We start from the raw sequence: 23,155 nt of genomic DNA on the forward strand, positions 1-23,155 counted from the left end.
AACTTCATAATCTATTGAGAAAAATGATGTATCATTACCATTTGTATCGTTATATAAGTAATCTACATTTTGTGCACCTGTCAATACAATTAAGTTTATTGCATTTACTAAAAAACTCTTTGCATTTGTTAAATCATAATCTGCGTAGTCCTTTGTCATAGTAATTGCTATGTTTTTGCCCTCGATTTCAACTTTTTTTACCTTATCGCCGTCCCAATCCATTTGAGAGATTATTCTTTCAACGCCCTCTTCATCTGATAGATCGGTCTTTAACTCATATAGATTTTTATTTGCACATGCAGTAGTAAAAGTTATAAGTAATAGAAAAATACATACTATCTTACTGGCTCTTCTTGAAAATACAGGCATCTTACTCACCTCGCTTTACAATAGTATATAATAATAATATATCAATAAGAAACTTTATTTTTACTAAATGATTAAATAATAAAATTAGTTCTAATTTCTTTTGCCCTTAGTCTTGTATGAAATACATTATATTGACACTTCTCATGTATAAAAGCTAAAATGAAAAGTGTCAATAATTTTAAAACCATTTATACTTGCTTTTTATAAAAATAAAACAGTTCACCAAAAAATATTTTTAGCCCTCAGTTTATTCGCTTCTTTTTTTGGAAATAAGTTTTGCTTCTCTAAATTTTAGCATTTCCTTTGCTCTATCTAAAGCATCAGATTTCTTTTTATGAAGAGAGTCTGCTTTTTCTGCACCTTTTGAGATTACACGCCACTTTCCATCTTCCTCTGAGTACTCAACAATTACGTCGGCATCTTGAAGTTTGGCAGATGAATTTACATCCTTTTTGTGATCTGTAACATCTTCTTTTTTCATTTCTGATTTTTCTTTATTTGATGCATCTTCATACCAATCTTTGGCCTTAGAAATTGCAATAGGAATTGCTCTTGACTCATCATATCCATCTTTTAACATTGCATTTAAGATATCTATCGCTTTAATTCTAGCTATCTTATTCATGTTTTTCATTGAATCGGGATAATCTTTTTTTGTATATGGCATATTTTCTCCTAAAATTTATCTTTTGCAAGTCTTAGTTCTACAAATTCATCTAAGTCCTTTGCTCTAATGAATGGATTTATTTCTTTTTCTTTTCCTATAGTTGTTGGCAAAGTATTTTTGTCTTCGTCCCTTAACTTTTTAACTCTTTCGTACTCTTCTTCCACTGCATCATTTGGTCTGTACTTCATCGTAAATTCTAGATTTGATAGTGAATATTCGTGAGCTGGATAGGCTTCTACTTCATCATCAAGGGCTGCAAATTTCTTCATGGTTTCGTACTGCGCCGCATAGTCTTTTGTGAACACTCGTCCGCATCCTGCCAAAAATAGTGCGTCGCCACAAAATAGTTTGTCATCGACTAAATATGATATGTGCTCTTCTGTGTGACCTGGAGTGTCAATAACTGCAAATACTTTTCCAAGTAATTCTAATTCAGTGCCTCCACTTAGCGACACGTCATTATATTTTGCTGTTTCATTCGGCCCAAAAACTCTTACATCCCCATATTTTTTTACAATCTCTTCCACTCCACCAACGTGGTCTGAGTGCTTGTGAGTTAAGAGTATTGCTGTTGGTGCTTTGTCCTTTAAAAAATCAAATACTGGCTCTGCCTCACCTGGATCAACTACTACATACTCTCCATCTATTTCAATAATCCAAATATAATTATCAGAAAAAGCTCTAATTGCATTAATTTTCATAAAAACCCTCCTTTTTGCTTTTATACCCATTAAATATTTCTTGAATAATTGCAATAAAAAAGCACTGCCACCTTAAGTGACAATGCTAATTAAAACTTATTTAATTTATTACATCATGCCCATGCCTGGGTTCATTGGCATTTGTGGTTCTTCTTTTTTAGGAAGTTCTGCAACAGCTGCTTCTGTTGTTAGAACCATTGCTGCAACTGATGCTGCGTTTTGAAGTGCTGATCTTGTTACCTTAGTTGGGTCAACAATTCCTGCTTCTTTCATGTTTACATAAACTGATTTAGCTGCATCAAATCCAACGCCAGGTTCTTTGTTTTTAACGTGTTCTACGATTACAGAACCTTCAAGTCCTGCGTTTTCTGCGATTTGTCTTAGTGGCTCTTCAAGTGCTTTTAAGATGATGTTTGCTCCAGTTCTTTCGTCGCCTTCAAGTTCGTCAACAAGTTTAGAAACTTCTTTAATTGTGTCAACAAGAACTGTTCCACCACCTGCAACGATACCTTCTTCTACTGCTGCTCTTGTTGCTGCAAGTGCATCTTCAATTCTTAGTTTTCTTTCTTTAAGTTCAACCTCTGTAGCTGCACCAACATTAATTACTGCAACTCCACCTGCAAGTTTTGCAAGTCTTTCTTGAAGTTTTTCTTTGTCGAATTCTGAGTCGCTTTCTTCCATTTGGTTTTTAATGTGGTTTACTCTGTTTTCTAGTTCTGCCTTGTCGCCAGCTCCATCAACGATAACTGTAAGTTCTTTTTCAACTCTTACTTTTGAAGCAGTTCCAAGAACTTCAATTGTTGCATCTTTAAGATCTTCGCCTAAATCAGATGAAACAACTTTACCACCAGTTAAGATTGCAATATCTTGAAGCATTTCTTTTCTTCTGTCGCCGTATCCTGGTGCTTTAACTCCAACAACATTTAATGTTCCTCTTAAAGTATTTACAACTAATGTTGCAAGAGCTTCGCCTTCGATATCTTCTGCAATGATTAATAGAGGTCTTGATTGTTGAACGACAGACTCAAGAAGTGGAAGGATATCTTGAATATTATTTATCTTTTTATCTGTAATTAAAATATATGGGTTTTCAAGTTCTGCAACCATTTTGTCAGTATCAGTTACCATGTAAGGAGATAGGTATCCTCTGTCGAATTGCATACCTTCAACTACATCAAGGTGTGTGCCCATAGATTTACTTTCTTCTACAGTTATAACTCCGTCGTTTCCAACTTTTTCCATTGCATCAGAAATAAGTGCTCCCACTCTTTCGTCAGCAGCAGAAATTGATGCAACTTGTGCAATTGCTTCTTTAGAAGAAATTTCTGTTGAGAAGTTTTTGATTTCTTCTACAGTTTTATCTACAGCTTTTTTAATACCTCTTTGTAGAACCATTGGGTTGGCACCAGCTGCCAAGTTTCTCATGCCTTCGCGGATAATTGCTTGTGCAAGAAGTGTTGCTGTTGTAGTTCCGTCCCCTGCAACATCATTTGTCTTAGTAGCAACTTCCTTTAAAAGTTGAGCTCCCATGTTTTCAAATTTATCTTCACATTCGATTTCTCTTGCAATAGTAACACCGTCGTTTGTGATAAGTGGTGCGCCAAACTCTTTATCTAAAATAACATTTCTTCCCTTAGGTCCAAGAGTAACTTTTACAGTATCTGCAAGAGTGTTAATTCCCTTAATAAGACCCTTTCTTGCGTCTTCTGAAAATTTAATTTCTTTTGCCATTTTATCTCTCCCCTTTATTATTCAATAACAGCTAAAATATCTTGAAACTTAATGATAGTGTATTCTTCTTTTTCAACTTCGATATCAGTGCCTGCATATTTAGAGAAAATAATTTTATCTCCAACCTTAACAAGGCCCTTCATATCCTCGTCAGTATCAAATTTATTTCCTATAGCAATTACTTCTGCAATATTTGGTTCTTCTTTTGCTGAAGAAGGAAGAACGATACCTGAAGCAGTTGTTTCCTCTTTTTCAATTTTCTTGATAACTAATTTGTCATCTAATGGTCTAAGTTTCATTTATATAAACCTCCTAAAATATTTTTAGCACTCATCTAGCTCATCTGCTAATACTTATTATAATACATTTTTTTTATTATTTCAAGCCCTTATGAATATATTTTGCAAAATTATTACAATTGTTGTGGAAAAACACAAAAGTAAAGACGACTGCCAATATAACAGTCGCCTTTGGGGAAGTAATAATTTTTTAGGTTTATTCCTCTTCTGCCTCTGCGATACCTTCAAGTCCTTTATCAACAAGGTATTGAAGTTTTTCATCGTCAAGTTTTGGAGGTGCCATTTCAAAAGAATTGTTAACTACTGTGAAGTCAAAGTATCCAAGTCTTGCTACTGGCTTAATACCTACTATATCTACTCTGCCATCGTCAGTAATAAATTCATCTTTAATGTGAATTGCAACAACTTTTCCTATAATAATATCTATTGTGTTGATTGTGTCGTTGCCTGGAAGTCTAAGTGTTTGAACATATTCGATTTCGTAGTGAACTGGTGAATCTTTAACCATTGCTACATCGACAAGTTTTGCTTCTTCTTTTTCAACGCCAATGTATTCAAATTTATCTTTATAACCTTCTGGCAATTTTGCTATAGAAGATTTGTTCATTGCTTCTGCCAAATCTTCACTTACCATATTGAATACAAATTCGTGAGTTCTTTCAATATTTTTTACTGTATTTTTTCTGTCATCAAAAATATTTTGGTTTGCAGAAAATAATACATATGGTGGATCAAAAGTTAAATTTGTAAATTGAGAATATGGAGCGATGTTATCAGTTCCATCTTCGTTTCTAGTTGAAAGCCAACCTATACATCTTGGTACTGTACAAGATTTAAATGGGTTATGTGGTAGTCCGTGATCATTTTTTTTAGTTTCGTAAAACATATTAATCTCCTTTTTTATTATTATCCAATTACTAAGTGTGCAATAGGTACGGTAATCAAGAATATTAAAACAGTTCTCTCAAACCATATTATTACTAGGTCTTTAATAGATACAGGTATTTCAGTTGCTACAATTGTTGGAATTGTAGTTGAGAACATAAGTATTTGAGACATACTCATTACACAAAGAATAAATCTTGTTAATAGAGGTGCTTCTGTTGCAAGCATTACTGGCAAGAACATTTCTGCCAATCCTAAGAAAGCGGCTTTAGCTGCAAGAAGCGGTTCTGGAACTCTAAGGATATAAGTAAGTGGATAGAAAATATATCCGAAAAAGTCAAATATTGTTGTGTAGTGAGCAATTATCAGTGCAATTAGTCCAATTGACATAAAGTTTGGTAAAACTTCAAATACAAGATCAAAAGAATCAATTACGTTTCTAGAAGTTGTTTTAAAAACTCCTCCAGCATTTTTACAAATTCTAAGTCCATTTTCTAAAGCACCTTTAAATAAATTTCCTTCGATATCTTCTTCTGGAAATCCCTTTTGGTTTTTGTAATAATCATTAGGTTTAGTTGATAGAGGCGGTATTCTAACAGTTATCGCCGTTACGGCAAAAGTTACGAAAAATGAAACGAAGAAGAACTCACTCCAAAGCTCCATTATATTTGCAGTTTTTGCAATAACTACGAAAAACGAAATACTTACAGTTGAAAAAGATGTGGCAACTATAACTGCTTCTCTAATATTATACTTAAGCTCTTTAAATAAATCATTAGTCATCATAACTCCAACAGCCGTTGAACCCATAAAAGAAGCAACAGCTACTACGGCAGTTCTACCTGGCGTCTTCCAAATTTTTCTCATGACAGGCTTTAAAAATTGACCTATAAAATCAATAAATCCATAATCCATCAAGAAAGTTAAAAAGATTGAACCTATTGGAATAAGAACACCTACCTGTACTGCTAATGAATCGAATAAAAACGGTCCATGATCTGGTCTTGCAACAGCCTCTGGTGCATGTCCAGAAAATAAAATTATTGTAAAAATTGCTCCAACGAGTTTTGAGAATGAAAAAAATCTTGTTACCCTATCAGTATTCCAAGTTTTCTTCACAAAAGGTCTAAGAGCTCCTATCATTATGACAATAAAAGCATAAGCCTTAACCACAAAAGGTAACTTCTCAATTAAAAATGAAATCGTAATCTCAAGTGGTATTGTCGTCGCCCCATTGTATGTAACAGGAATGAAAAACATAAAAATACCAATGGCACTTAAAAGAATAAACTTAAGCAAAAGACCTGGGTCCTTGTAAAGATCTCTTTCTTTGATTGCCTTATTATCGTTCATAGTTCACCTCCAAGTTTTACTTTATTATACTAACACGATTTCAGTTTAACAATGAGATATGTTGCTCACAATTGTCATTATATTGCTTTTAATGTGTTATAATTCAATTGGTGATTAATATGGATAAAAAGAATGCCAACATAGACGAATTTCTCGATATACTTGATAATCCCGATGAAGAAGGTATACGAGCGTTTAGAGAACTAAAAAATGAAATATACAAAAACAATATATTAAAGGGAATTGTAATCGACATATTAAAATGTGAATATATTTATAATTACATTTATGGAAATATGGAAAGAGCAAAAAATGCAAGACCTATTTTCGATCTTTTTAATCTCAGCATTAATCCAAATATGGTCCTTACAATTATATATGATAACTTTTGGATGATTTGTGAGAAAGACGACAATACGCAGAGATACAAATTAAAAAGAAAATTAATAGATGCAACTAACTTTCTTTTGCGCGATGTAAAGTCAATTGCGACAACATTAATAGGTACAGATAAGGTAATAGTCTTAATTGACTGCGACAAGAGAAGTCCTGAAGAATCCACTCTGTATGTAGAAGATATAGCAAATAAACTTCTTGTAAAACTTGAAGAAATAACTCACTACTCAGTTAGCATTGGCATGAGCTCTTATAAAAATGATGTTAGACATATCAATGACGCTTACGAAGAATCTTTTCGTGCACTGGACAATATATTTAAAAAAGGACGAGGAAGTATAGTAAGAAATGAAAGTGAGAATAATATCCAGGGAGAGCATCTTGATATTTATAAATATCTTCACGACATTACCATCAATATTGGACACGGAAACTCAGAAAGTGCACATGAAATAATAGATAATATTTCAACATTTTTTAAAAGGCAAAATTACGACCCCAATTATATAAAATCAATAAGCATAACTTATATATTTGAGTTTTCTAATTATTTTAACTTTGAAGAAAATAAAAACAATTTAAATCCATTAGTAGTTGAAAGCATAGACGAATTAATAAAATCTACAACGATTAACGAAATCAGCAGAGTCTTGAAAAAATATATAGATAAAATAATTAGCTCATTAGAAAAATCGGACACTTTAAAGAGGGGCATAAATATTTCTATATCTTATATTAAAAAATACTATATGCTCGATATAAGTTTAGAAAAGATTTCCTACATCGCTGGATTTTCCCCGTACTATTTCAGCAGGAATTTTAAAAAAATAACTGGAATAAATTTTATAGATTACTTGATGAAAACTAGAATAGAAAATGCAAAGACTCTCTTAAAAGTAACGGACAAGACTGTACTAGAAATATCTCTAGAAGTGGGGTTTTTAAACTTCAGCTACTTTTCAAAAACTTTTAAAAATTTTGTCGGTATGACTCCAACAGAATTTAGAAGAAAGTCCAAAAGTTAGGGCTACAAAAAAAATCAAAACTAATAGAAAGATTTTTTTATCTGCAACTATTTTAATAAAAGTTGCAGATCTTTTAATATTTAAATAATGTCTAAAAATTTTTCTTTTTTTATAATTTTAAAAAGTTCCTACAAATATTCTAAAATCTCAGACCACTCTATGAGCAAATCTTCTAATCTATATCTCGCATTGGCGGGACTTGTTGATGGAAGTTTTTCTGCTTCTATTTTTAATTTTTTGGCGTGGTATTTTTCGTAATATTTAAAAGATGTTCCACCGTTACAAAATACTTTTTCTATTTTTGCAGTCTCTTTTATTTTTTCTAAGTTTGATGGCACTACATTTTTTATGCTGGCATCACTTGATCCTATTATGTCGCACTTATATATTGAGTCGTAGAGTGCAATTTTATGTTTTAATAAAAACTTTTTTCTCTCTTCTATCTCTCCGCTCAAGTCCTCTTTAAAGAGTGCCTCCATTATTTTCCAAAATCTATTTTGTGGATGTCCGTAGAAAAATCCGTACTCACGCGTCTTCACTGACGGGAATGATCCAAGTATTAATATTTTTGAATTTTCGTCATAGACGGGTGTAAGGGGATGCGTTATAGTCTCGTAATTTTTATCTTTCATTTTTCCTCCGTAGTACTGTTTTAAATTCACAACAAAAAAGAAGCCCCAAGGCTTCTATTTTAATGTTTCTTTACCATCTCTGTTGCGACTTCAAGCATTTTAATTGCTGTAGAGAAGTTATCTCCCATTAGGTTAAACACGGCATCTTCTGAAAGCACACCGCATCTTAGGTCCTTTGGAAATTCTCCCCTATCCCAACTTTCCAAGTCGTCAAAGTAATCGTCGCTGCCGTAATAGTCTTTTAATTTTTCATACCTATCTTGTGCCTCAATTAAATGTTTAAAGGATTCGTTAAACTCGCTTAAAGTTTTAGAGTAGTCATCTAAAATTTCTTCCATCTTGCGAACTCTATCTATATTTTTTTCCATTTTATTCTCCTAAGTTTCCCTCTATATAGGCAATCGTCGGGTCATCTTCTTTGTATAAAACTTTTACCTTGCCGCCAACTTTTAAGTAAAATCCTGTTTTTTCGGTGAAGGATATTGGCACTCGGCCAAGTCTTTGCACATCTGTCTTTATTCTATTTACTTCACTTTTTAATATATAGGTCTTGCCATTAACTTTGTATTTTACTTTAATAGTCTCATCGCCAAATTTTGGATCTTTATATTCTATTATTTCTCCAAGTACTTCTTTGTTGCACTCACTTCTTAGTGATTTTCTGTACTTTGGATTTTTTCTAAACATAAAGAAGTAAATTCCACCGATAAATATTACTGCAAAACCAAAGCTTATTAAAAAGCTATTTACATCAGAATTCAATTTTCACCTCAATATCCCTTGTCAAAGTCAATTATATTTATAAAATCTCCATCGCCCTTTAGAGCTTTTAAGTTGTTTAATGCAGATTTAAATTCCCTCTCTTCGTTGTCTTCGGAACTAAATGAAATGTGCGGATAAATATATACATTATCCATCTCCCAAAGTGGAGAGTTTTTATCAAGTGGCTCTTTTTCAAATACATCAAGTGATGCACCCTTTAGCTTTCTACTTTTTAGAGCATCTATAAGCGCTTCTTCATCAATTGTGGCACCGCGAGATATATTTACTACTACAGCGCCGTCCTTCATCTTCTCAAATCTTTCTTTATTTAGGAAGTGATGAGTTGACTCTGTTCCTGGCAGGCACATTATTACATAGTCCATATCTTTTAGCACGTCGTCGAGTTCATCTTTTGAATATACATTTGTGAATGGCTCGACCTTTCTTCCATTTGTGTTAAATCCGTTAAGCTCCATTTCAAATCCTCTAAGTCTTTTTGCACTTGCTCTTGCTATTGAGCCTGTTCCAAGAAAGAGTGCCTTTTTTCCATAAAGGTTAAAGGAGTGAGATCTCTGTTTCCAAATTTTGTTTTCTTGATTTTTTATATTTAATCTGTCTTGTTTTTCGATTTGAAGCAGTCCATATACAACCCACTCGGCGATGGGCTCTGAGTACATTCCGTTGTTGTTTGTAAGTAGTATGTTGTTTTCCTTCAAATAGTCTAGGTCCAAATAATCTATTCCAACAGTTATTGTGAAGATATATTTTAAGTTTTTGTGCTTTGTAATGTCCATTCCTCGCATCTTGATGGAGGCAATTATAATGTCTTCACCATAATCTTCTTTTGCGTTTACATCATTTTCGTCATAAGTTACGATTTCGTATCCCAAATCACGTATTACGTCGCCAAACTTTTTCGCAATTCTTTCAGTTGTAAGAATTTTCATAAAACCTCTCCTTAACGTCTCTTTCCGTAGGGCCTTTGTTTTTCGTAGGCAAGTTTAAAGTTAGTTGCAAATTTTTCCTCGCCTAATACATACACATCCACATCTCTTGAACTTAAAAGTAGAGCGGGATCGCCAGTTACGGCATCTGATAAAAAGTTTTCTGTTTTTCCAGTTTTAGGGTCAATATACTCAACTAAAAGTTTTGGATTTTTGACGTCGCCATTTTGCGCAACTACATCCAAAATCTTTCCGCTAGTCTTTGTGCCATTGTCCCTGAAGTTCTTAACATAATTTGAAAAGCTCTTTGTCTTCCTATAGATATAAAAAGTAAAAATTGCCATGATTGCAAAGGCAACAAGTGAAAGTGGCCATTCTTTGAAAAACTTTTCCCTATCAATCATAAATGAGCTCACTGTAAAAATTATTAGAGCCGACCACATTCCCAGCACAAATTTAAAGACACTCTTGTTAAAAAAAGTAATCAGTTCTCTCTTATATCTGAAAACAATTCTTGGGCTAACATCATTTTTTTTCATAACTTCCTCCAATATATTTCTATTATAAGTTAAAGGTGAAAATTAGTAAAGAACAGGCATCGTCGATTGTAAAGAGAAATACTTTATATTATAATTATTAAGATGAAAGGAGCCCTTTATGGATACAAGTTTTAGAACTTTGCCCACAACAATTCATTTTAATCCAGAAGATAATGTTCAAATTGCCAATGCAGAACTTGTTGACGGCGATTTTTCTATGGTTATTGATATACTTAACCTATCCGATGAATACATTAAGGCAGTAGAATTTGCAGTAAAATTTAAAGGTCAAGATAAATCTTATCTCTTTAACGGAGAGGAGTTCTTGTTTAAAAGAAATATAAGCGTAAGCCCTCACTCAAGATATTATCTCGAGCCAATACCGCTCGATGAAAGATTTACAAAGGCGCGAGCCATCGACTTATACATTTCATCTTATCAAACTGAAAAGAAACAGATAGTTTTAAACTCACATAAATTTGAAACAAAGCTTCCAGTAATTCCCGAAAAGAAGCGCAAGAGCATAAAGCACAACTTGGGAGGAGAAATTAAAACCTATGGCGAAAACCACATTCATTACTGGAGATGCGTGTGTGGTGCAATTAATTTAAAAGATGAAGAAAATTGCAGATTCTGCAACAGAAATAAATCCTTCGTGCTAAATAATTTGACTGAGCCGATGATAAACCAAAAAATTCTAAACATAATGGAGACGACAAACTTTAGCACAATGACTGAGGATGAGAGAATTAACGAGATAAAGACTCATCTGACTAAAACAAACCTATCCAAAGTTGCACCTTCTACAGACTCCATAAAAAGTGATAGGACAAACTTAAATGAAATGATTAAGATGCCAAAGTTCTTCGGCAAAAAACTAGTCCTCACGATCACAGGAATAATTATAGTAATTATCCTTGCACTCTTTGTGGAAAACTCTGCCACAAAGGTAAGGACTGAGAAGAGCATTGAAAAGGCCAACGCCCTAATCGTCGAAGGCGAATACGACAAGGCTCTTAAAATTTATAAAAGCATTGACGAGTCTTCAACATCAAACTTTGGAATAGAAATTGATGCACTTGTAAAGCTCGTAAACTCTAATGACCACTTCGAAAAGGGCACCAAGCTCTTGGACAAGGACAAATATATTAATGCAGCGTATAACTTTAAAAAAGTTGTGCCTGAGGACAAAAAGAATTTTGACAAGGCACAGGAAAATCTAAGTCGAATTGAGGACATAATAATTAATAACGCAGAGGCACTTTCTAAAAACTCCGAAAAAGAAGATGCCATAAACTCATTAAATTCATATCTCGATGTAGTTGATGACTCAGCTCGCGCAATGAATCTAAAAAAAGAAATTGAGTACAACAAAAATCTTATTGAAGACGAGAAGTTAAAAGAAGAATTTGAAAAAAATTCACAAAAAATCGACCCAGCCGACATGGCAAAGCGTGCAAAGAATTTGATTCACAATTACAAAAAAGTAATAACACAAAAGGCAAACCTTCGAGTTGATCCAGATGTAAACTCCGATGTAATAAGAGTGCTTGAAAAGAACACAGAAGTCTACGTGAAAGAGACAAAGATTGAGGGAAGCGAAAGAGTCTGGTGTAATGTTGAGGCAAAGGACATTGAGACTGGAGAAATTCTAAAAGGTTGGATCTCTGATAAAACTCTAAATTAAATAAAAAACTAAGAAAGCTTTCGGGCTTTCTTTTTTTGTGCAAATAATTAAAACTTGACAGAAATTTTACAAAAAATTTAAAAAGATATATAATATAAAAAATCATCTCGAGGAGGCATTTATGAAGACTTATAAGAAAAAATTTCCGAAAGAAAAAAATCTGCCCCTAGATTTAATATTATTATTTTTAATGGCTCTATCCCTCACACTCATAAGCGTGGTGTGGGTTGATAACGCACCGAGCTACGACAATATATTATTATTTTTGCAAAAGCCCTTTCTATTATTTTTAAATTTCTTGCCAATATTTTTATCCCTACTCTTAATTTATTTTGTGACTACAAAAGTTGGACTGTCCTTCTTAATCGTTGGATTTTTAATAAACCTAATGGGCTTTGCAAATCAAAATAAACTGATACAAAGGGACGAAAACCTGCGCATTGCCGATTTATTCTTGGTAAAAGAAGCAGGTCACATGGTAAAAGAAGGCTACGATCTTCACTTCTTTAGGGGAAACGCAATAATATTTATCCTCACAATAATCGTCTCAATATTTTTCATAAAAAAATATAACGACGCCTACATAAAAAGAAAAACGAGGATAGTTCTCTCAATCTTGATACTTATATCGCCTATGTTTTTAAAGACAATTTACTTTGATTCAGAAATATTTAACGAAAATAAAATCGATAGATATGGCGACCTCTTAGACGTTGAAAGGACAAAGGCAAGGGGCCTTGTCTATCCATTCATCAACTCATGGACGAGATACTTCTTCCCCGCGCCCGATGGATACGACAAAAAAGAAGCGGAGGCGATACTTTCAAAATATCCTAACGAGAAGATGGATAAAAAACCTCACATAATACTAATGCTCGGCGAGAGCTACAACAATTTAGACGAACTTGGAGTGGAGCTAAAAAAAGATGCCTACGCATCATTTAATAAATTAAAAGAAAATTCAATCTATGGACGAATAATAAATAGCGTCTATGGAGGAGGTACAATCCACACAGAAAGAAGCGTCGCAGCAGGCTACATTGAGCACACGCCCTATGTAAAAAACAAAAACACTTTCGCGTGGCTCTTAAAAGATAACGGCTACGACACTATCTCCATGCATCCTTTCACCGGAAAATTTTATAACAGAAAAAACACGAATAAATTTTTGGGACTTGAACCATTTTTATATGAAGAAAATTACTTTGAAAAATTTATAAAAAGTGACCCTTCAATAAAAAACGAATACTCCACAGATTACTTCCCCGATAGAATTCTCTTTGGCGAAGTAGTAAACACAATAAAAAATTCCAAAAATCCGACGCTAAATATGACTGTAACAATGCAAAACCACGGACCATATAGAAGTGACACGCTCGTTGACGGAGAATTTATTTCAGAAAAATATAAAGACAAAATGGACACAGAAGACTACAACATGATAAACAATTACCTGGCGGGCATAAAAGATACAGGCGATGAACTTCTTAAAATGACCATTGAGCTAAATAAAATTGATGAGCCAGTTATACTTATATTCTACGGCGATCACAATCCGAGATTTAAAGAAAATGGCGAAGGCTTTTCCGATATGGGAGTAAATGTCGACCAAAAAACTTATGAGGGCTTTAAAAATTACTACTCAACACCCTATATAATTTGGGCAAATGACGCGGCAAGAGAAGAATTTCAAGATGACTTCACAGGATATGGCGGTTATTTCGCAAACTTTTATCTATTTGCAACAGCTCTTGATAGAATTAATGTTAAAAATGACTATATAGGATTTTTGATGGATAAGAAAAAAGAAGTTCCAATATTTAATACCATAGCAGGAGCAAAAGGCGAAGAAATTTTGCCATATGAAAAGGCAAGCCCGATCTACGACTTAGAATTTAAACATGTGGAGTACTACATGAATACAAACTTTAGATATGAAGACATAGCAGATGGAGAGTGACCATCTGCTTTTTTATATTAGGTTAGGGAATGATTCTAAAGGATATTAGAAAAGATATCCCTTGGGCGTCCCGAATACGAAGTATGTGGCGTAGTCGCACTTACAGCATAAGACCTACTACGAAATCATAGATTTCTGTTAGGCCTATAAAGGATCTGTAGGGTGATGGTGGCGATGTGTTTTTGTCTTAAAGATAGAATGTTTTGGAGTTTCCCCTTAAAGTTTTCTCGTTAAGACGCTTATGTTGTTTCTCCTCAAGGTGCAGATCCCTCGACTCGCCTTGCTCGCTCGGGATGACGGGTAAAAGACAACAGCAAATATAGACAATTCGTTAGATATCAGGAAAAGACCTTATTGGGCATCATCCTGAGCGAAGGAGGAGCAAAGCGACGACGGAGTCGAAGGATCTGTACAGACTCGGGAGCGATGTGTTGTCGTCTTAACCACGTTGTGTATTGGAGTCATTCTCCTTTACGCTTCTTCGTTAAGACGAATAGTTCTCACAAGACTACTTTGCAGATCTTTCGACTCGCGTTTCACGCTCGCTCAAGATGACGGGTAAAAGATAACAGCAAGTGTAAGCAATTTAGTCACGATATCAGGAAAAGACCTCATCCAACGTCATCCTGAGCGAAACGGAAGGCGTAAGCCTGGAGTGGAGTCGAAGGATCTGTAGAGTCGTGGGAGCTATGTGTTGTCGTCTTGATAAGAAAGAGGTTTGGAGTGATATGAAGCAGAAGAGTTTCGCAAAAAGCCGTTAAAAATTTCATTTGTTTGAGCGAAACACAATAACTACTTTGAGCTAAAGAAAAGAGTTATAAAGAATAAACTTAACAAAAATTACAACCCGCGAGTTATGAAATTTAGGCTTTTTGCGGATTACTAAAAAACCAAGTAAGTTCAACACGTTCTCCGAAGTGGGCGTTGGGGGCCTGAGTTGGTGCGCGAGGAGAGGGAAGGGGACAATCGCAGCGGAAGAGCGGAAGCCCCCTTCCCTTCCTCGCAAAAGGGAATGCAAAATGCAGTTTTGAGATTAAGTTATTTACGATTTAACCTTAAGGTTTTCTCATTAAGACGATTAGTTCTCGCCCTACTACTTTGCAGATCCCTCGGCTTACGCTCAAGATGACGAATGGAGACGCTGTGTGGGGAATACAAGTTGTAATCCATTAGGGATAACGGACTTCGAGTTTTCCACATACAATAAAACACCCTGCAATGCAGAGTGTTAGTTCGTTAAAATTATTGATATTAAAATATTGGCGGAGTCATTGCAAATATGAGTCTGCAATTTTTATCGCCATCATTTCTCCATGTGTGTAGAGTATTTCTTTTTATTCTTACTGTGTCGCCTGTCTTTACTGGAATTTCTTTGTCATCTGTTATAAAGACTATCTCACCTTCAATGCAAGTGGCAACTTCTTCTGCGTCGTGCATCTTAAGTTTTGATGAACTCACCTCTCCTGGTCCAAGGTTAAGTTCACACAGTTGCAACTCTCCTTTTAAATCTGGAGTTAAAAGCTCATAGCTAAACTTATCTTCGTTTTCTGTAGGTTTTCCGTCGGTTATATGTATTCTGTCGTTTCTTCTAACTACTTCCACTTGTTCTGATTTTTCTTTAGGAGACATGAATAGTGAAAACATAGGTACTTCAAAGAAATCTGCCAATAGTCTAAGTGTGTTTAAACTTGGCATGGCAAGTCCTCTTTCTATTTGACTTAGAAGTGATGAGGATACTTCAATTTTTTCTGCCACTTCTTTTATCGATAAACCTCTTTCAAGTCTCTCCTCTTTAAGTTTTTTTCCTAATAAATTATTGTCCATATACTCACCCCAAATATAGATATTATACCACACTTTGCCAAGTTTTTTAAATCAAATAATTAGAGATATATTTATTTAATCATGTTTATTTACTCACATTTTATTTAATTTTATTGACAGAAAATGCGCCCCACGTTACTATGATAACAGAAGATGTTATGGTATTATGTGTTTAATAAAGGAGGAGCTATGGACGTTAAAAAATTTATTGAAAACGAACCTGTTTTGGAAGATGTAAAAAATTTAAAACCGACTGTTTGGATCAATCCAAATAAGAAAACTGGCGCCGCTGTTTGGAAAAATATTGACTTTGGAATGGAAGAGATAAAAGACGCTGACAATAGACTTAGGCGCTTTGCACCACTTCTCAAAAAATATTTTGAAGACACAAGGGAGTATGACGGCATAATTGAATCTCCGCTAAAGAGAATCTCAAACCTGGAAAAAGTGATGAAAGACGACTATAACTTTCTTGGAGACCTTTATCTAAAGATGGACTCACACCTTGCTGTTGCAGGATCAATTAAGGCACGCGGTGGCATATACGAAGTTTTATACCACGCTGAGAAACTCGCACTTGAAAATGGTTTAATAACTGAAGACGATGATTATTCTGTGCTTGCAAATGATGAGAATAGAAAATTCTTCTCTAAGTACACTATCCAAGTTGGTTCAACTGGAAACTTAGGTCTTTCCATTGGAATTACTTCTGCGACTCTTGGCTTTAATGTAATTGTGCACATGTCAAACGACGCGAAACAGTGGAAAAAAGATCTGCTAAGAAGCAAAGGTGCAACTGTAAAGGAATACGACGGAGACTTTACTGCTGCTGTAGATGAGGGAAGACGCGAATCCGATAAAGATCCAAATTCTTACTTCGTTGACGACGAAAATTCCATGACTCTATTTATGGGATATGCTGTTGCAGCTCTAAGGCTAGAAAAACAGCTTAAAGACAAAAACATCACAGTCGACAAGGACCACCCACTATTTGTCTACATTCCTTGTGGCGTTGGTGGTTCACCTGGAGGAGTTACTTTTGGCATTAAGAAAATATTCGGCGATAACGCCCATGTATTTTTCATTGAGCCAACTCACGCACCAGCAATGCTCGTTGGAATGGCAACTGGGCTTAACGGCGAAATCTCAGTGCAAGATTTTGGCATAGACGGCAAAACTGAAGCAGACGGACTTGCTGTTGGACGACCATCTGGTTTTGTTGGCGGAGTAATGGATACAATGCTTAGCGGAATCTTTACAATTTCTGATGACAAACTTTTTGACTACATGAGACTTTTAAACGACAACGAAGGCATTCAAATTGAACCATCTTCTTGCGCTGCCTTTGAAGGTGTGGTTAAACTAAATGATTACGATGCTACTTTAAAATATTTAGAAGACAATGATTTAAAAGATAAAATGGATAATTCTTCACACATTGCTTGGGCAACTGGTGGCAAGCTCGTTCCTAAAGAAATTATGGAAGAATATTTAAAAACTTATTTATAATAGGAGAAATTTATGAACCATCAAGTTATTACAATAATCGCCCTCGTTGTGGGCCTTGCTGTTCTAATCATTGGAACAGTTAAGTTTAAAATCCATCCATTCTTCTCACTCTTAATGGCTTCCTTTGCCTTTGGACTTCTGTCTGGAATGGGGATGGAAAATGTTCTTTCTGCCTTTACTAAAGGAATGGGAGGAACAATTGCAGGCATAGGCGTTGTCATTGCAATTGGTACAGTTACGGGAAGTCTACTGGAAAAGAGTGGCGCCGTAGAGACAATGGCTCAGAGTATTTTAAAAATTACAGGAGAAAAGCACGCCTCCCTTGGACTTGCAATCACAGGATACTTTGTATCTATTCCAGTATTTTGTGATGCAGCAATAGTTTTACTTGCTCCAATTGCAAAAAGAATTTCAAAAGATACAAAAATTTCAATAACTGCAATTGGCGTATCACTTACAATGGGTCTTCACGCAACTCACATGTTTGTGCCTCCAACACCTGGACCACTTTCAGTTGCAGGAATTTTGGGAGCAGACCTTGGCTATGTAATTGGCTTTGGTGCACTCGTTTCTATTCCAGTAATGCTCGTTGCACACTTTTTAGCAGATAGAATGGGAGAAAAATATTATTCCATTCCTGACGATATTGAAGACATGGCTGAAGAAGTTCACGACCTTCCATCACCTTTTATGTCTTTTGCTCCAATTGTCATGCCAATTATTTTAATGCTAATTAAAACATTCTCTGATATGACAATAGCACAGGGCGGCGAAACTGGATTTGTAAAAGTTATAAACTTCTTTGGAACTCCAATGATTGCCCTTTTAATTGGTCTTATCATTGCCCTTGTTGGATATTTTAAAATTCATCCAGAAGACAAAGATGTATACACATTCGACGGAGAATTTGGTGAATCTTTAAAGACTGCCGGCCAAATAGTTTTAATCGTTGGTGCTGGTGGAGCTTTTGGTGGAGTGTTAAAAGCATCTCCCCTACAAGATATTTTGATTAACTTCTTCTCAGGAATTGACATAGGACTTCTTGCTCCATTTATAATCGGCGCAATATTTAGAACTGCAATTGGATCAGGTACAGTTGCAATGGTTACAGCAGCGAGCATGCTTGCACCACTTCTTGATGTACTTGGAATGGCAACACCAATGGGTAGAGTCCTTGCAATGCTTGCCTGTGCATCAGGTGGAGCGATGTTATTCCACGCAAACGACGATTTCTTCTGGGTTGCTTCATCAACTCTTGGAATTAGCACAGAGACTGCCTACAAAACATTTACAGTGGCATCTGTCGCTCAATCACTTACAGGTATAATTTGTGTTTACTTGTTGAAATTTATCTTACTATGACAAAGGAGAGATTTTATGAAACTAAATGAACTAAAGACACCAGCCATAATACTAGATCTTGACGCACTTGAAAATAATATTAAAAACTTTCACAATATGGCGAAGGATAATGACAAAGAAATTTGGCCAATGATTAAGACACACAAGTCCAGCGAGATAATGAAAATGCAAAAGGACGCTGGAGCAACGGGAGTGTTGTGTGGAAACCTCGGCGAGTGCGAAAGAGCAGCAGAACTTGGATTTTCTAATGTTATGTATGCCTATCCCGTGACCGACAAACTTGCAATTGATAGAATAATTAAGCTTTCTAAGAAGACGAATTTTATCATTCGACTTGACGACATAAGACAGGCAGAGTTAATCGAAAAAGAAATAAAAGATGACACAAAAATAAACTACACACTTATAATAAACTGCGGACTAAATAGATTTGGAGTTAAAAAAGAAGATGCACTTAAAACAATCGAGGCAATAAACAAACTTAGCTGTTTTGTATTTAAGGGAATCTCCTCTCACCCTGGTCATGTTTATTCTGCAAAGAGCGGCGACGAACTTCCAAAGTATGTGGAAGATGAGATAAGTTCACTTAAGTATGTAAAGGATGAACTTTTAAAAAATAATATTAAATGCGAGATAGTAAGCTCTGGATCAACTCCAACTTTTCCTTATGCAGTTAAAAGCGATGTGATAAATATTTTCCATCCAGGCAACTATGTATACCTTGACTCAATCCAAATTTCACTTGGCATAGCAAAGGAAAGTGACTGCGCACTTAGAGTTTTGGCATCTGTAATATCTAATCCCGAAGAGGACAAATTTTTAATAGATGCAGGCTCAAAATGTTTGGCTCTTGATAAGGGAGCTCACGGAAACGACAGCATAGTGGGACACGGAAAAATTATTGGACATTCCTCTTCAATTGTAGATAGCTTATCTGAAGAAGTTGGAAAGCTTAAATCAAATGACTTAAAACTAGGCGAGAGGATAGAAATTATTCCAAACCACTCATGCTCAACAGCAAATTCCACATCTTATCTCTATGGATTTAGAGGTGATGAAGTGGAAAGGATTATTGAAGTAGACATAAGAGAAAACTCAATTAAATAAAAGTACAAAAAAACGGCTCCATTGGAGTCGTGGTGTTTTTTAATTAAGCTTTCTTTGTTGACATAAAATAAAATGGAATCGCGAGAAGCTGTGCTATTATAGAAATTCCAATCATAAGAGGAATGCTCACATCGTATAGCACACCCAGTAACCAACTGCCCAAGAACCAAAAAATTCCAAAGGACATTTCAAAAATTCCATATCCTGTGGCGCGGCTCGTCTTTGGAACAACTGATGTGACAGCCGCCTTTAAAATTGACTCTTGCGCGCCCATTCCGACACCCCAAAGTGCAATTCCAAATAAAACTGCTGGAACAGAATTAAATCCGAAAACAAATAGAGAAAACGGAGCGGAGATAATTGTCGAAATAACTAGAGCCTTCACTCCCTTTTTGTCGTACATATAGCCGAAGAATAGAGCCGCAACTGCATCAATTAACATTGCCCCAGCATATAGAAGAGGAACAGTCTCGCTATTTATAATTGATGAAGTCTCATAAAGGCCACTTGCAATAGAAGTAAAATGTATAGAAACGTGCATTATGATTAGCGAATAATCGATAAAGCCGAAAGAAAATAAACTGATGCCCACGATGTAGTAGATGAAGGATTTTTTCATCTTAAAAGGCACATATTCCTTTGGCTCAGGTTCAAAATGCTCTGGATTTGGAAATTTATGTTTAGTTACAAATAGCATTATGATGGTTATGGCACCAGGGACTGCAAGTATGGCAAAGCATGTCCTATAAATCTCAAAAGTTGTGCCACTTGTCTTAGATAACATGACGAGATACAAAAGCACTGGGCCGAGGAAGGCGCCGATTTGATCTAGCAGTTCTTGAATTCCAAAACTCTTGCCCGCACCCTCTTGTGATGCCGCAAAAGACATGATGGTATCCTTGGCAGGCTTCTTAATCGCCTTGCCCATCCTTTGGATAATAAGAAGCGCACATGCCATCACCCAGCCGCCTTCGCTTACAAAGGCAAGAGCAGGCACCGCGATTATGTCTAAGATATATCCAAAAATCGTCATGCTCCAATACTTGTGAGTCTTGTCTGTAATTTTCCCAAAAACATAGCGCATTGAATAACCGACGAGCTCGCCAAGACCTGAGATAAAACCAATTGTGCCGGCAGAAGCACCAAGAAGTGCAAGATATGCTCCCCTTATACTCGATGCACCTTCGTGAGTCATGTCAGAGAAGAGACTGACAATTCCGAATAAAATAATAAAAATCATTGCATTAGATAAATTTTTCTTTTTCATAACAGAGTCCTTTATTTTTTATAACATTATATCACTTAAAGGATGTTTGGGTTGTGGTTTTGAATAATATTCTAACTTTAATCCTGGATGAATGAAGGGCGAGATGACGACAGAGGTGAAGGATCTGTACTGCTATATTGCGATGTGTCATCGTCTTTACCAAATTGTGTCTAGGGGTATACCCATAAGGCTGTTGTGTTAAGACGCTTAGGCTGTTTCTTCACAAGGTTCAGATCCCTCGACTTACGATCGGGATGACGGAGTGTGAGCATTGTGACTCAAATAGGTTGTGACTGTGCCATAGTTCATCTGCATTATATGGATAACACCTCATGGAGCGTCATCCTGAGCGTAACGGAAGGCAAAGCCTGGAGTGGAGTCGAAGGATCTGTAAAGTCCTCTTGCGATGTGTCGTCGTCTTTACCAAATTGTGTCTAGGGGTATGCCCATAAGGCCGTTATGTTAAGACGAGTAGGTTATTTCTCCACAAGGTGCAGATCCCTCGACTAACGCTCGGGATGACGGGGTGTGGAGGTTTTTTGGAGTTTAATTCATTACCTTTCCCAATATTTTCTTAATTTTTATAAATAGAAAAAAGGATATGGCAAGGGAACGTTACTTGGCCTAGCGGCCTCGAGCGGTTCCTTTGCCATACCTTTTTTCGTTTGTTTTATTTTTTCATTAATTTTTTACGCTGTTTCTCTAAGACGATAAGGTCTCGCTCGACTGCTTTGCAGATCCCTCGACTAACGCTCGGGATGACGGAGTAGGTACGTCGTCATATGAACAATTTGTGACTATGCCCAAAGTTTTTTTATAAATAATTATTTTTAAGCTTTATTAAACTTTCCCACATCATTTATAATCTATCTAACAAACAAAAAACTGACCCTAAGGTCAGCTTTTGCACTTAATTAGTTCCAGGCTTAATATAAATTTCTACAAATTCTTTTACTTCATCGCCGTCAAATTTTACCCAAAACGGCGATTTAATTTTCTCGGAGTCAAAATATTTTTTAAATGTGTCGCGGTCTACTTCATAGGCATTTACGACTACATCGCCCCTTCTTATAATATAAAATTTGCAGTCTTTTGATAATTTATAAATCTTCTCTTCGTCCTTGTCGTTATATACATTTGGACCCAAGTCTTTTCCAATCATTAAATCCTTTTGCCTCTTTAGATTATTTATTGAAATAAATTCTGCTGGATCAAAGTTTACTTCATTCTTTTTAAAGTCAATTCCGTTTATATAGCCCACAAATTTTTCTTCTTCCTTCAAGTTCTTTTCAAATTCTATAGTTTGAAACACTTCTTTTAAATAAGAGAGCTTGTCAAAATAATCTTTCTCAGTTTCTTTAGTGAACTGCACATCTGATGGATAATTTATTTCTGTGAAAAATCCATCTTCATATTTTATTATCTGTGTCGGGATGATTTCACTCATGCTTCTGTCATAGGCCTTTGCAATACTTGCAAGGTACTCTCCTCTATCTTTTGTGTAAAAGTCATAGGCATTGTTTTCGATATTAAACCTTGTCATAATTTTCTCATCGAAATCTTTTGGCAAGTACATCACAAGTCCAATTTCTGGAAATTCTCTTCTTTCGCGCGCCTTTAAGTTTACATCTTTATCTAAAATAAATTTGTAGTCTCCGACCCAAACCAGTCTCATGTTTTCGTTCCAACCAATTTTTTCGTCATAAGTTTCTGCGATAAATCTTAGTGGAACGAAGACTCTATCTTTTACGATCTTAGGAGATACGTCAATTTCACCATCTGTAATTATGTCGCCCTTTCTCACTTCGACGTTCCTATCTCCAACAGTAAGTGTTACCACTTGTCCGTCCTTTGTAATTTTTACCTGATTCGTCTTTTCTACCCAATTAACTTTATAGCCAAGGTTTTCTGATATCACGCGCACAGGAACAAGTGTCCTTCCGTTCTCGATGAAAGGTTTTTCTTCTGTGTCGATTTTAAATCCGTTTACTATTAAGTTTATGTCTTTGTTTTCATTTGCTGTAACTGTATTTAAGATAAAGACTGAAAGTATAAAGACAAGGCCAAGTCTTTTAAGTATCTTTTTCATAATAACCTCCTTCTCTTTATATGAATTACCCACTTAGCTTTTTTTTA

At 35.4% G+C, this 23,155-nt stretch carries 20 protein-coding genes and 1 pseudogene; 6 read left to right on the top strand and 15 right to left on the bottom strand.

The genetic code is table 11. The features are described 5' to 3' along the window. From ACOX6R_RS02385 to ACOX6R_RS02415, 7 genes and pseudogenes are all read right to left on the bottom strand, one after another. Window positions 1-369: pseudogene (locus tag ACOX6R_RS02385) on the bottom strand (hypothetical protein); the annotation flags it as partial. A gap of 247 nt (window positions 370-616) precedes the next feature. Beyond that, window positions 617-1,036 carry a DUF2188 domain-containing protein gene (locus ACOX6R_RS02390; RefSeq protein WP_433446854.1) on the bottom strand — a complete coding sequence of 140 codons (420 nt, stop codon included), beginning with the start codon at window positions 1,034-1,036 and terminating at the stop codon, window positions 617-619. Between the two features lie 8 nt (window positions 1,037-1,044). Then, a complete protein-coding gene (gene gloB, locus ACOX6R_RS02395; protein WP_433446856.1) occupies window positions 1,045-1,737 on the bottom strand; it encodes a hydroxyacylglutathione hydrolase in 693 nt (230 codons plus the stop codon). A gap of 108 nt (window positions 1,738-1,845) precedes the next feature. Further along, on the bottom strand, window positions 1,846-3,468 hold the full coding sequence (gene groL / locus ACOX6R_RS02400; protein WP_433446858.1) for a chaperonin GroEL: 1,623 nt from the start codon (window positions 3,466-3,468) through the stop codon (window positions 1,846-1,848). A gap of 17 nt (window positions 3,469-3,485) precedes the next feature. Beyond that, a complete protein-coding gene (locus ACOX6R_RS02405; RefSeq protein WP_433446860.1) occupies window positions 3,486-3,767 on the bottom strand; it encodes a co-chaperone GroES in 282 nt (93 codons plus the stop codon). A 196-nt stretch (window positions 3,768-3,963) separates the two neighbouring features. Continuing rightward, window positions 3,964-4,653: a flavin reductase family protein gene (locus ACOX6R_RS02410; protein WP_433446862.1), complete on the bottom strand. Its 690-nt coding sequence runs from the start codon at window positions 4,651-4,653 to the stop codon at window positions 3,964-3,966. 20 nt (window positions 4,654-4,673) lie between these two features. Next, entirely contained in the window at window positions 4,674-6,005 is a 1,332-nt protein-coding gene (locus tag ACOX6R_RS02415) for a YjiH family protein (RefSeq protein WP_433446864.1), read from the bottom strand. A 119-nt stretch (window positions 6,006-6,124) separates the two neighbouring features. Between ACOX6R_RS02415 and ACOX6R_RS02420 the strand changes: the two genes are divergently transcribed. After that, window positions 6,125-7,426, top strand: coding sequence for a helix-turn-helix domain-containing protein (locus ACOX6R_RS02420; protein WP_433446866.1), 1,302 nt, complete (start codon window positions 6,125-6,127; stop codon window positions 7,424-7,426). Between the two features lie 128 nt (window positions 7,427-7,554). On the opposite strand, the gene ACOX6R_RS02425 is transcribed toward ACOX6R_RS02420, so the two are convergent. Genes ACOX6R_RS02425 through ACOX6R_RS02445 form a run of 5 tightly spaced genes read right to left on the bottom strand, consistent with a single transcriptional unit; the run spans window position 7,555 to window position 10,303 of the window. Then, a complete protein-coding gene (locus ACOX6R_RS02425) occupies window positions 7,555-8,058 on the bottom strand; it encodes a DNA-deoxyinosine glycosylase (RefSeq protein ID WP_433446868.1) in 504 nt (167 codons plus the stop codon). Window positions 8,059-8,117: 59 nt separating this feature from the next. Next, complete coding sequence (locus ACOX6R_RS02430; protein ID WP_433446870.1) at window positions 8,118-8,426, bottom strand: DUF4298 domain-containing protein; 309 nt, start codon at window positions 8,424-8,426, stop codon at window positions 8,118-8,120. A 1-nt stretch (window position 8,427) separates the two neighbouring features. Continuing rightward, window positions 8,428-8,820 carry a hypothetical protein gene (locus tag ACOX6R_RS02435; protein WP_433446872.1) on the bottom strand — a complete coding sequence of 131 codons (393 nt, stop codon included), beginning with the start codon at window positions 8,818-8,820 and terminating at the stop codon, window positions 8,428-8,430. 8 nt (window positions 8,821-8,828) lie between these two features. After that, window positions 8,829-9,767 (bottom strand): phosphoglycerate dehydrogenase, encoded by a 939-nt coding sequence (locus ACOX6R_RS02440; protein WP_433446874.1) that lies wholly within the window; start codon window positions 9,765-9,767, stop codon window positions 8,829-8,831. 11 nt (window positions 9,768-9,778) lie between these two features. Continuing rightward, window positions 9,779-10,303 carry a hypothetical protein gene (locus ACOX6R_RS02445; protein WP_433446876.1) on the bottom strand — a complete coding sequence of 175 codons (525 nt, stop codon included), beginning with the start codon at window positions 10,301-10,303 and terminating at the stop codon, window positions 9,779-9,781. Window positions 10,304-10,421: 118 nt separating this feature from the next. Between ACOX6R_RS02445 and ACOX6R_RS02450 the strand changes: the two genes are divergently transcribed. Together ACOX6R_RS02450 and ACOX6R_RS02455 are read left to right on the top strand one after the other, a co-directional pair. Next, window positions 10,422-11,990 (top strand): SH3 domain-containing protein, encoded by a 1,569-nt coding sequence (locus tag ACOX6R_RS02450; protein ID WP_433446878.1) that lies wholly within the window; start codon window positions 10,422-10,424, stop codon window positions 11,988-11,990. Between the two features lie 121 nt (window positions 11,991-12,111). Further along, window positions 12,112-13,950 (top strand): LTA synthase family protein, encoded by a 1,839-nt coding sequence (locus ACOX6R_RS02455; protein WP_433446880.1) that lies wholly within the window; start codon window positions 12,112-12,114, stop codon window positions 13,948-13,950. 1,251 nt (window positions 13,951-15,201) lie between these two features. Here ACOX6R_RS02455 and ACOX6R_RS02460 read toward each other — a convergent pair. Next, window positions 15,202-15,774, bottom strand: a complete 573-nt coding sequence (locus ACOX6R_RS02460) for a cupin domain-containing protein (RefSeq protein WP_433446882.1) — start codon at window positions 15,772-15,774, stop codon at window positions 15,202-15,204. A gap of 189 nt (window positions 15,775-15,963) precedes the next feature. Between ACOX6R_RS02460 and ACOX6R_RS02465 the strand changes: the two genes are divergently transcribed. From ACOX6R_RS02465 to ACOX6R_RS02475, 3 genes are read left to right on the top strand one after another with little or no spacing between them, the layout of a single operon-like run. Continuing rightward, window positions 15,964-17,283: a D-serine ammonia-lyase gene (locus ACOX6R_RS02465; protein ID WP_433446884.1), complete on the top strand. Its 1,320-nt coding sequence runs from the start codon at window positions 15,964-15,966 to the stop codon at window positions 17,281-17,283. A 12-nt stretch (window positions 17,284-17,295) separates the two neighbouring features. Beyond that, window positions 17,296-18,645, top strand: coding sequence for a GntP family permease (locus ACOX6R_RS02470; protein WP_433446886.1), 1,350 nt, complete (start codon window positions 17,296-17,298; stop codon window positions 18,643-18,645). Window positions 18,646-18,660: 15 nt separating this feature from the next. Continuing rightward, window positions 18,661-19,752, top strand: a complete 1,092-nt coding sequence (locus ACOX6R_RS02475) for an alanine racemase (protein WP_433446888.1) — start codon at window positions 18,661-18,663, stop codon at window positions 19,750-19,752. Between the two features lie 43 nt (window positions 19,753-19,795). On the opposite strand, the gene ACOX6R_RS02480 is transcribed toward ACOX6R_RS02475, so the two are convergent. Both ACOX6R_RS02480 and ACOX6R_RS02485 read right to left on the bottom strand, forming a co-directional pair. Next, window positions 19,796-21,019 carry an MFS transporter gene (locus ACOX6R_RS02480; RefSeq protein WP_433446890.1) on the bottom strand — a complete coding sequence of 408 codons (1,224 nt, stop codon included), beginning with the start codon at window positions 21,017-21,019 and terminating at the stop codon, window positions 19,796-19,798. A gap of 910 nt (window positions 21,020-21,929) precedes the next feature. Continuing rightward, window positions 21,930-23,108 (bottom strand): copper amine oxidase N-terminal domain-containing protein, encoded by a 1,179-nt coding sequence (locus ACOX6R_RS02485; protein ID WP_433446892.1) that lies wholly within the window; start codon window positions 23,106-23,108, stop codon window positions 21,930-21,932. Window positions 23,109-23,155: the final 47 nt, after the last annotated feature.

Source organism: Peptoniphilus sp. (assembly GCF_050943655.1).
Lineage (GTDB): Bacteria > Bacillota > Clostridia > Tissierellales > Peptoniphilaceae > Peptoniphilus_A.

Bases quoted from the DNA above. Each gene is read 5' to 3' on its own strand.
- ACOX6R_RS02450 (WP_433446878.1), top strand. From the start codon at position 10,422: ATGGATACAAGTTTTAGAACTTTGCCCACAACAATTCATTTTAATCCA.
- gloB (WP_433446856.1), bottom strand. From the start codon at position 1,737: ATGAAAATTAATGCAATTAGAGCTTTTTCTGATAATTATATTTGGATT.
- ACOX6R_RS02440 (WP_433446874.1), bottom strand. From the start codon at position 9,767: ATGAAAATTCTTACAACTGAAAGAATTGCGAAAAAGTTTGGCGACGTA.
- ACOX6R_RS02480 (WP_433446890.1), bottom strand. From the start codon at position 21,019: ATGAAAAAGAAAAATTTATCTAATGCAATGATTTTTATTATTTTATTC.
- ACOX6R_RS02465 (WP_433446884.1), top strand. From the start codon at position 15,964: ATGGACGTTAAAAAATTTATTGAAAACGAACCTGTTTTGGAAGATGTA.
- ACOX6R_RS02460 (WP_433446882.1), bottom strand. From the start codon at position 15,774: ATGGACAATAATTTATTAGGAAAAAAACTTAAAGAGGAGAGACTTGAA.
- ACOX6R_RS02470 (WP_433446886.1), top strand. From the start codon at position 17,296: ATGAACCATCAAGTTATTACAATAATCGCCCTCGTTGTGGGCCTTGCT.
- ACOX6R_RS02405 (WP_433446860.1), bottom strand. From the start codon at position 3,767: ATGAAACTTAGACCATTAGATGACAAATTAGTTATCAAGAAAATTGAA.
- ACOX6R_RS02430 (WP_433446870.1), bottom strand. From the start codon at position 8,426: ATGGAAAAAAATATAGATAGAGTTCGCAAGATGGAAGAAATTTTAGAT.
- ACOX6R_RS02410 (WP_433446862.1), bottom strand. From the start codon at position 4,653: ATGTTTTACGAAACTAAAAAAAATGATCACGGACTACCACATAACCCA.
- ACOX6R_RS02390 (WP_433446854.1), bottom strand. From the start codon at position 1,036: ATGCCATATACAAAAAAAGATTATCCCGATTCAATGAAAAACATGAAT.
- ACOX6R_RS02475 (WP_433446888.1), top strand. From the start codon at position 18,661: ATGAAACTAAATGAACTAAAGACACCAGCCATAATACTAGATCTTGAC.
- ACOX6R_RS02415 (WP_433446864.1), bottom strand. From the start codon at position 6,005: ATGAACGATAATAAGGCAATCAAAGAAAGAGATCTTTACAAGGACCCA.
- ACOX6R_RS02425 (WP_433446868.1), bottom strand. From the start codon at position 8,058: ATGAAAGATAAAAATTACGAGACTATAACGCATCCCCTTACACCCGTC.
- groL (WP_433446858.1), bottom strand. From the start codon at position 3,468: ATGGCAAAAGAAATTAAATTTTCAGAAGACGCAAGAAAGGGTCTTATT.
- ACOX6R_RS02445 (WP_433446876.1), bottom strand. From the start codon at position 10,303: ATGAAAAAAAATGATGTTAGCCCAAGAATTGTTTTCAGATATAAGAGA.
- ACOX6R_RS02455 (WP_433446880.1), top strand. From the start codon at position 12,112: ATGAAGACTTATAAGAAAAAATTTCCGAAAGAAAAAAATCTGCCCCTA.
- ACOX6R_RS02485 (WP_433446892.1), bottom strand. From the start codon at position 23,108: ATGAAAAAGATACTTAAAAGACTTGGCCTTGTCTTTATACTTTCAGTC.
- ACOX6R_RS02420 (WP_433446866.1), top strand. From the start codon at position 6,125: ATGGATAAAAAGAATGCCAACATAGACGAATTTCTCGATATACTTGAT.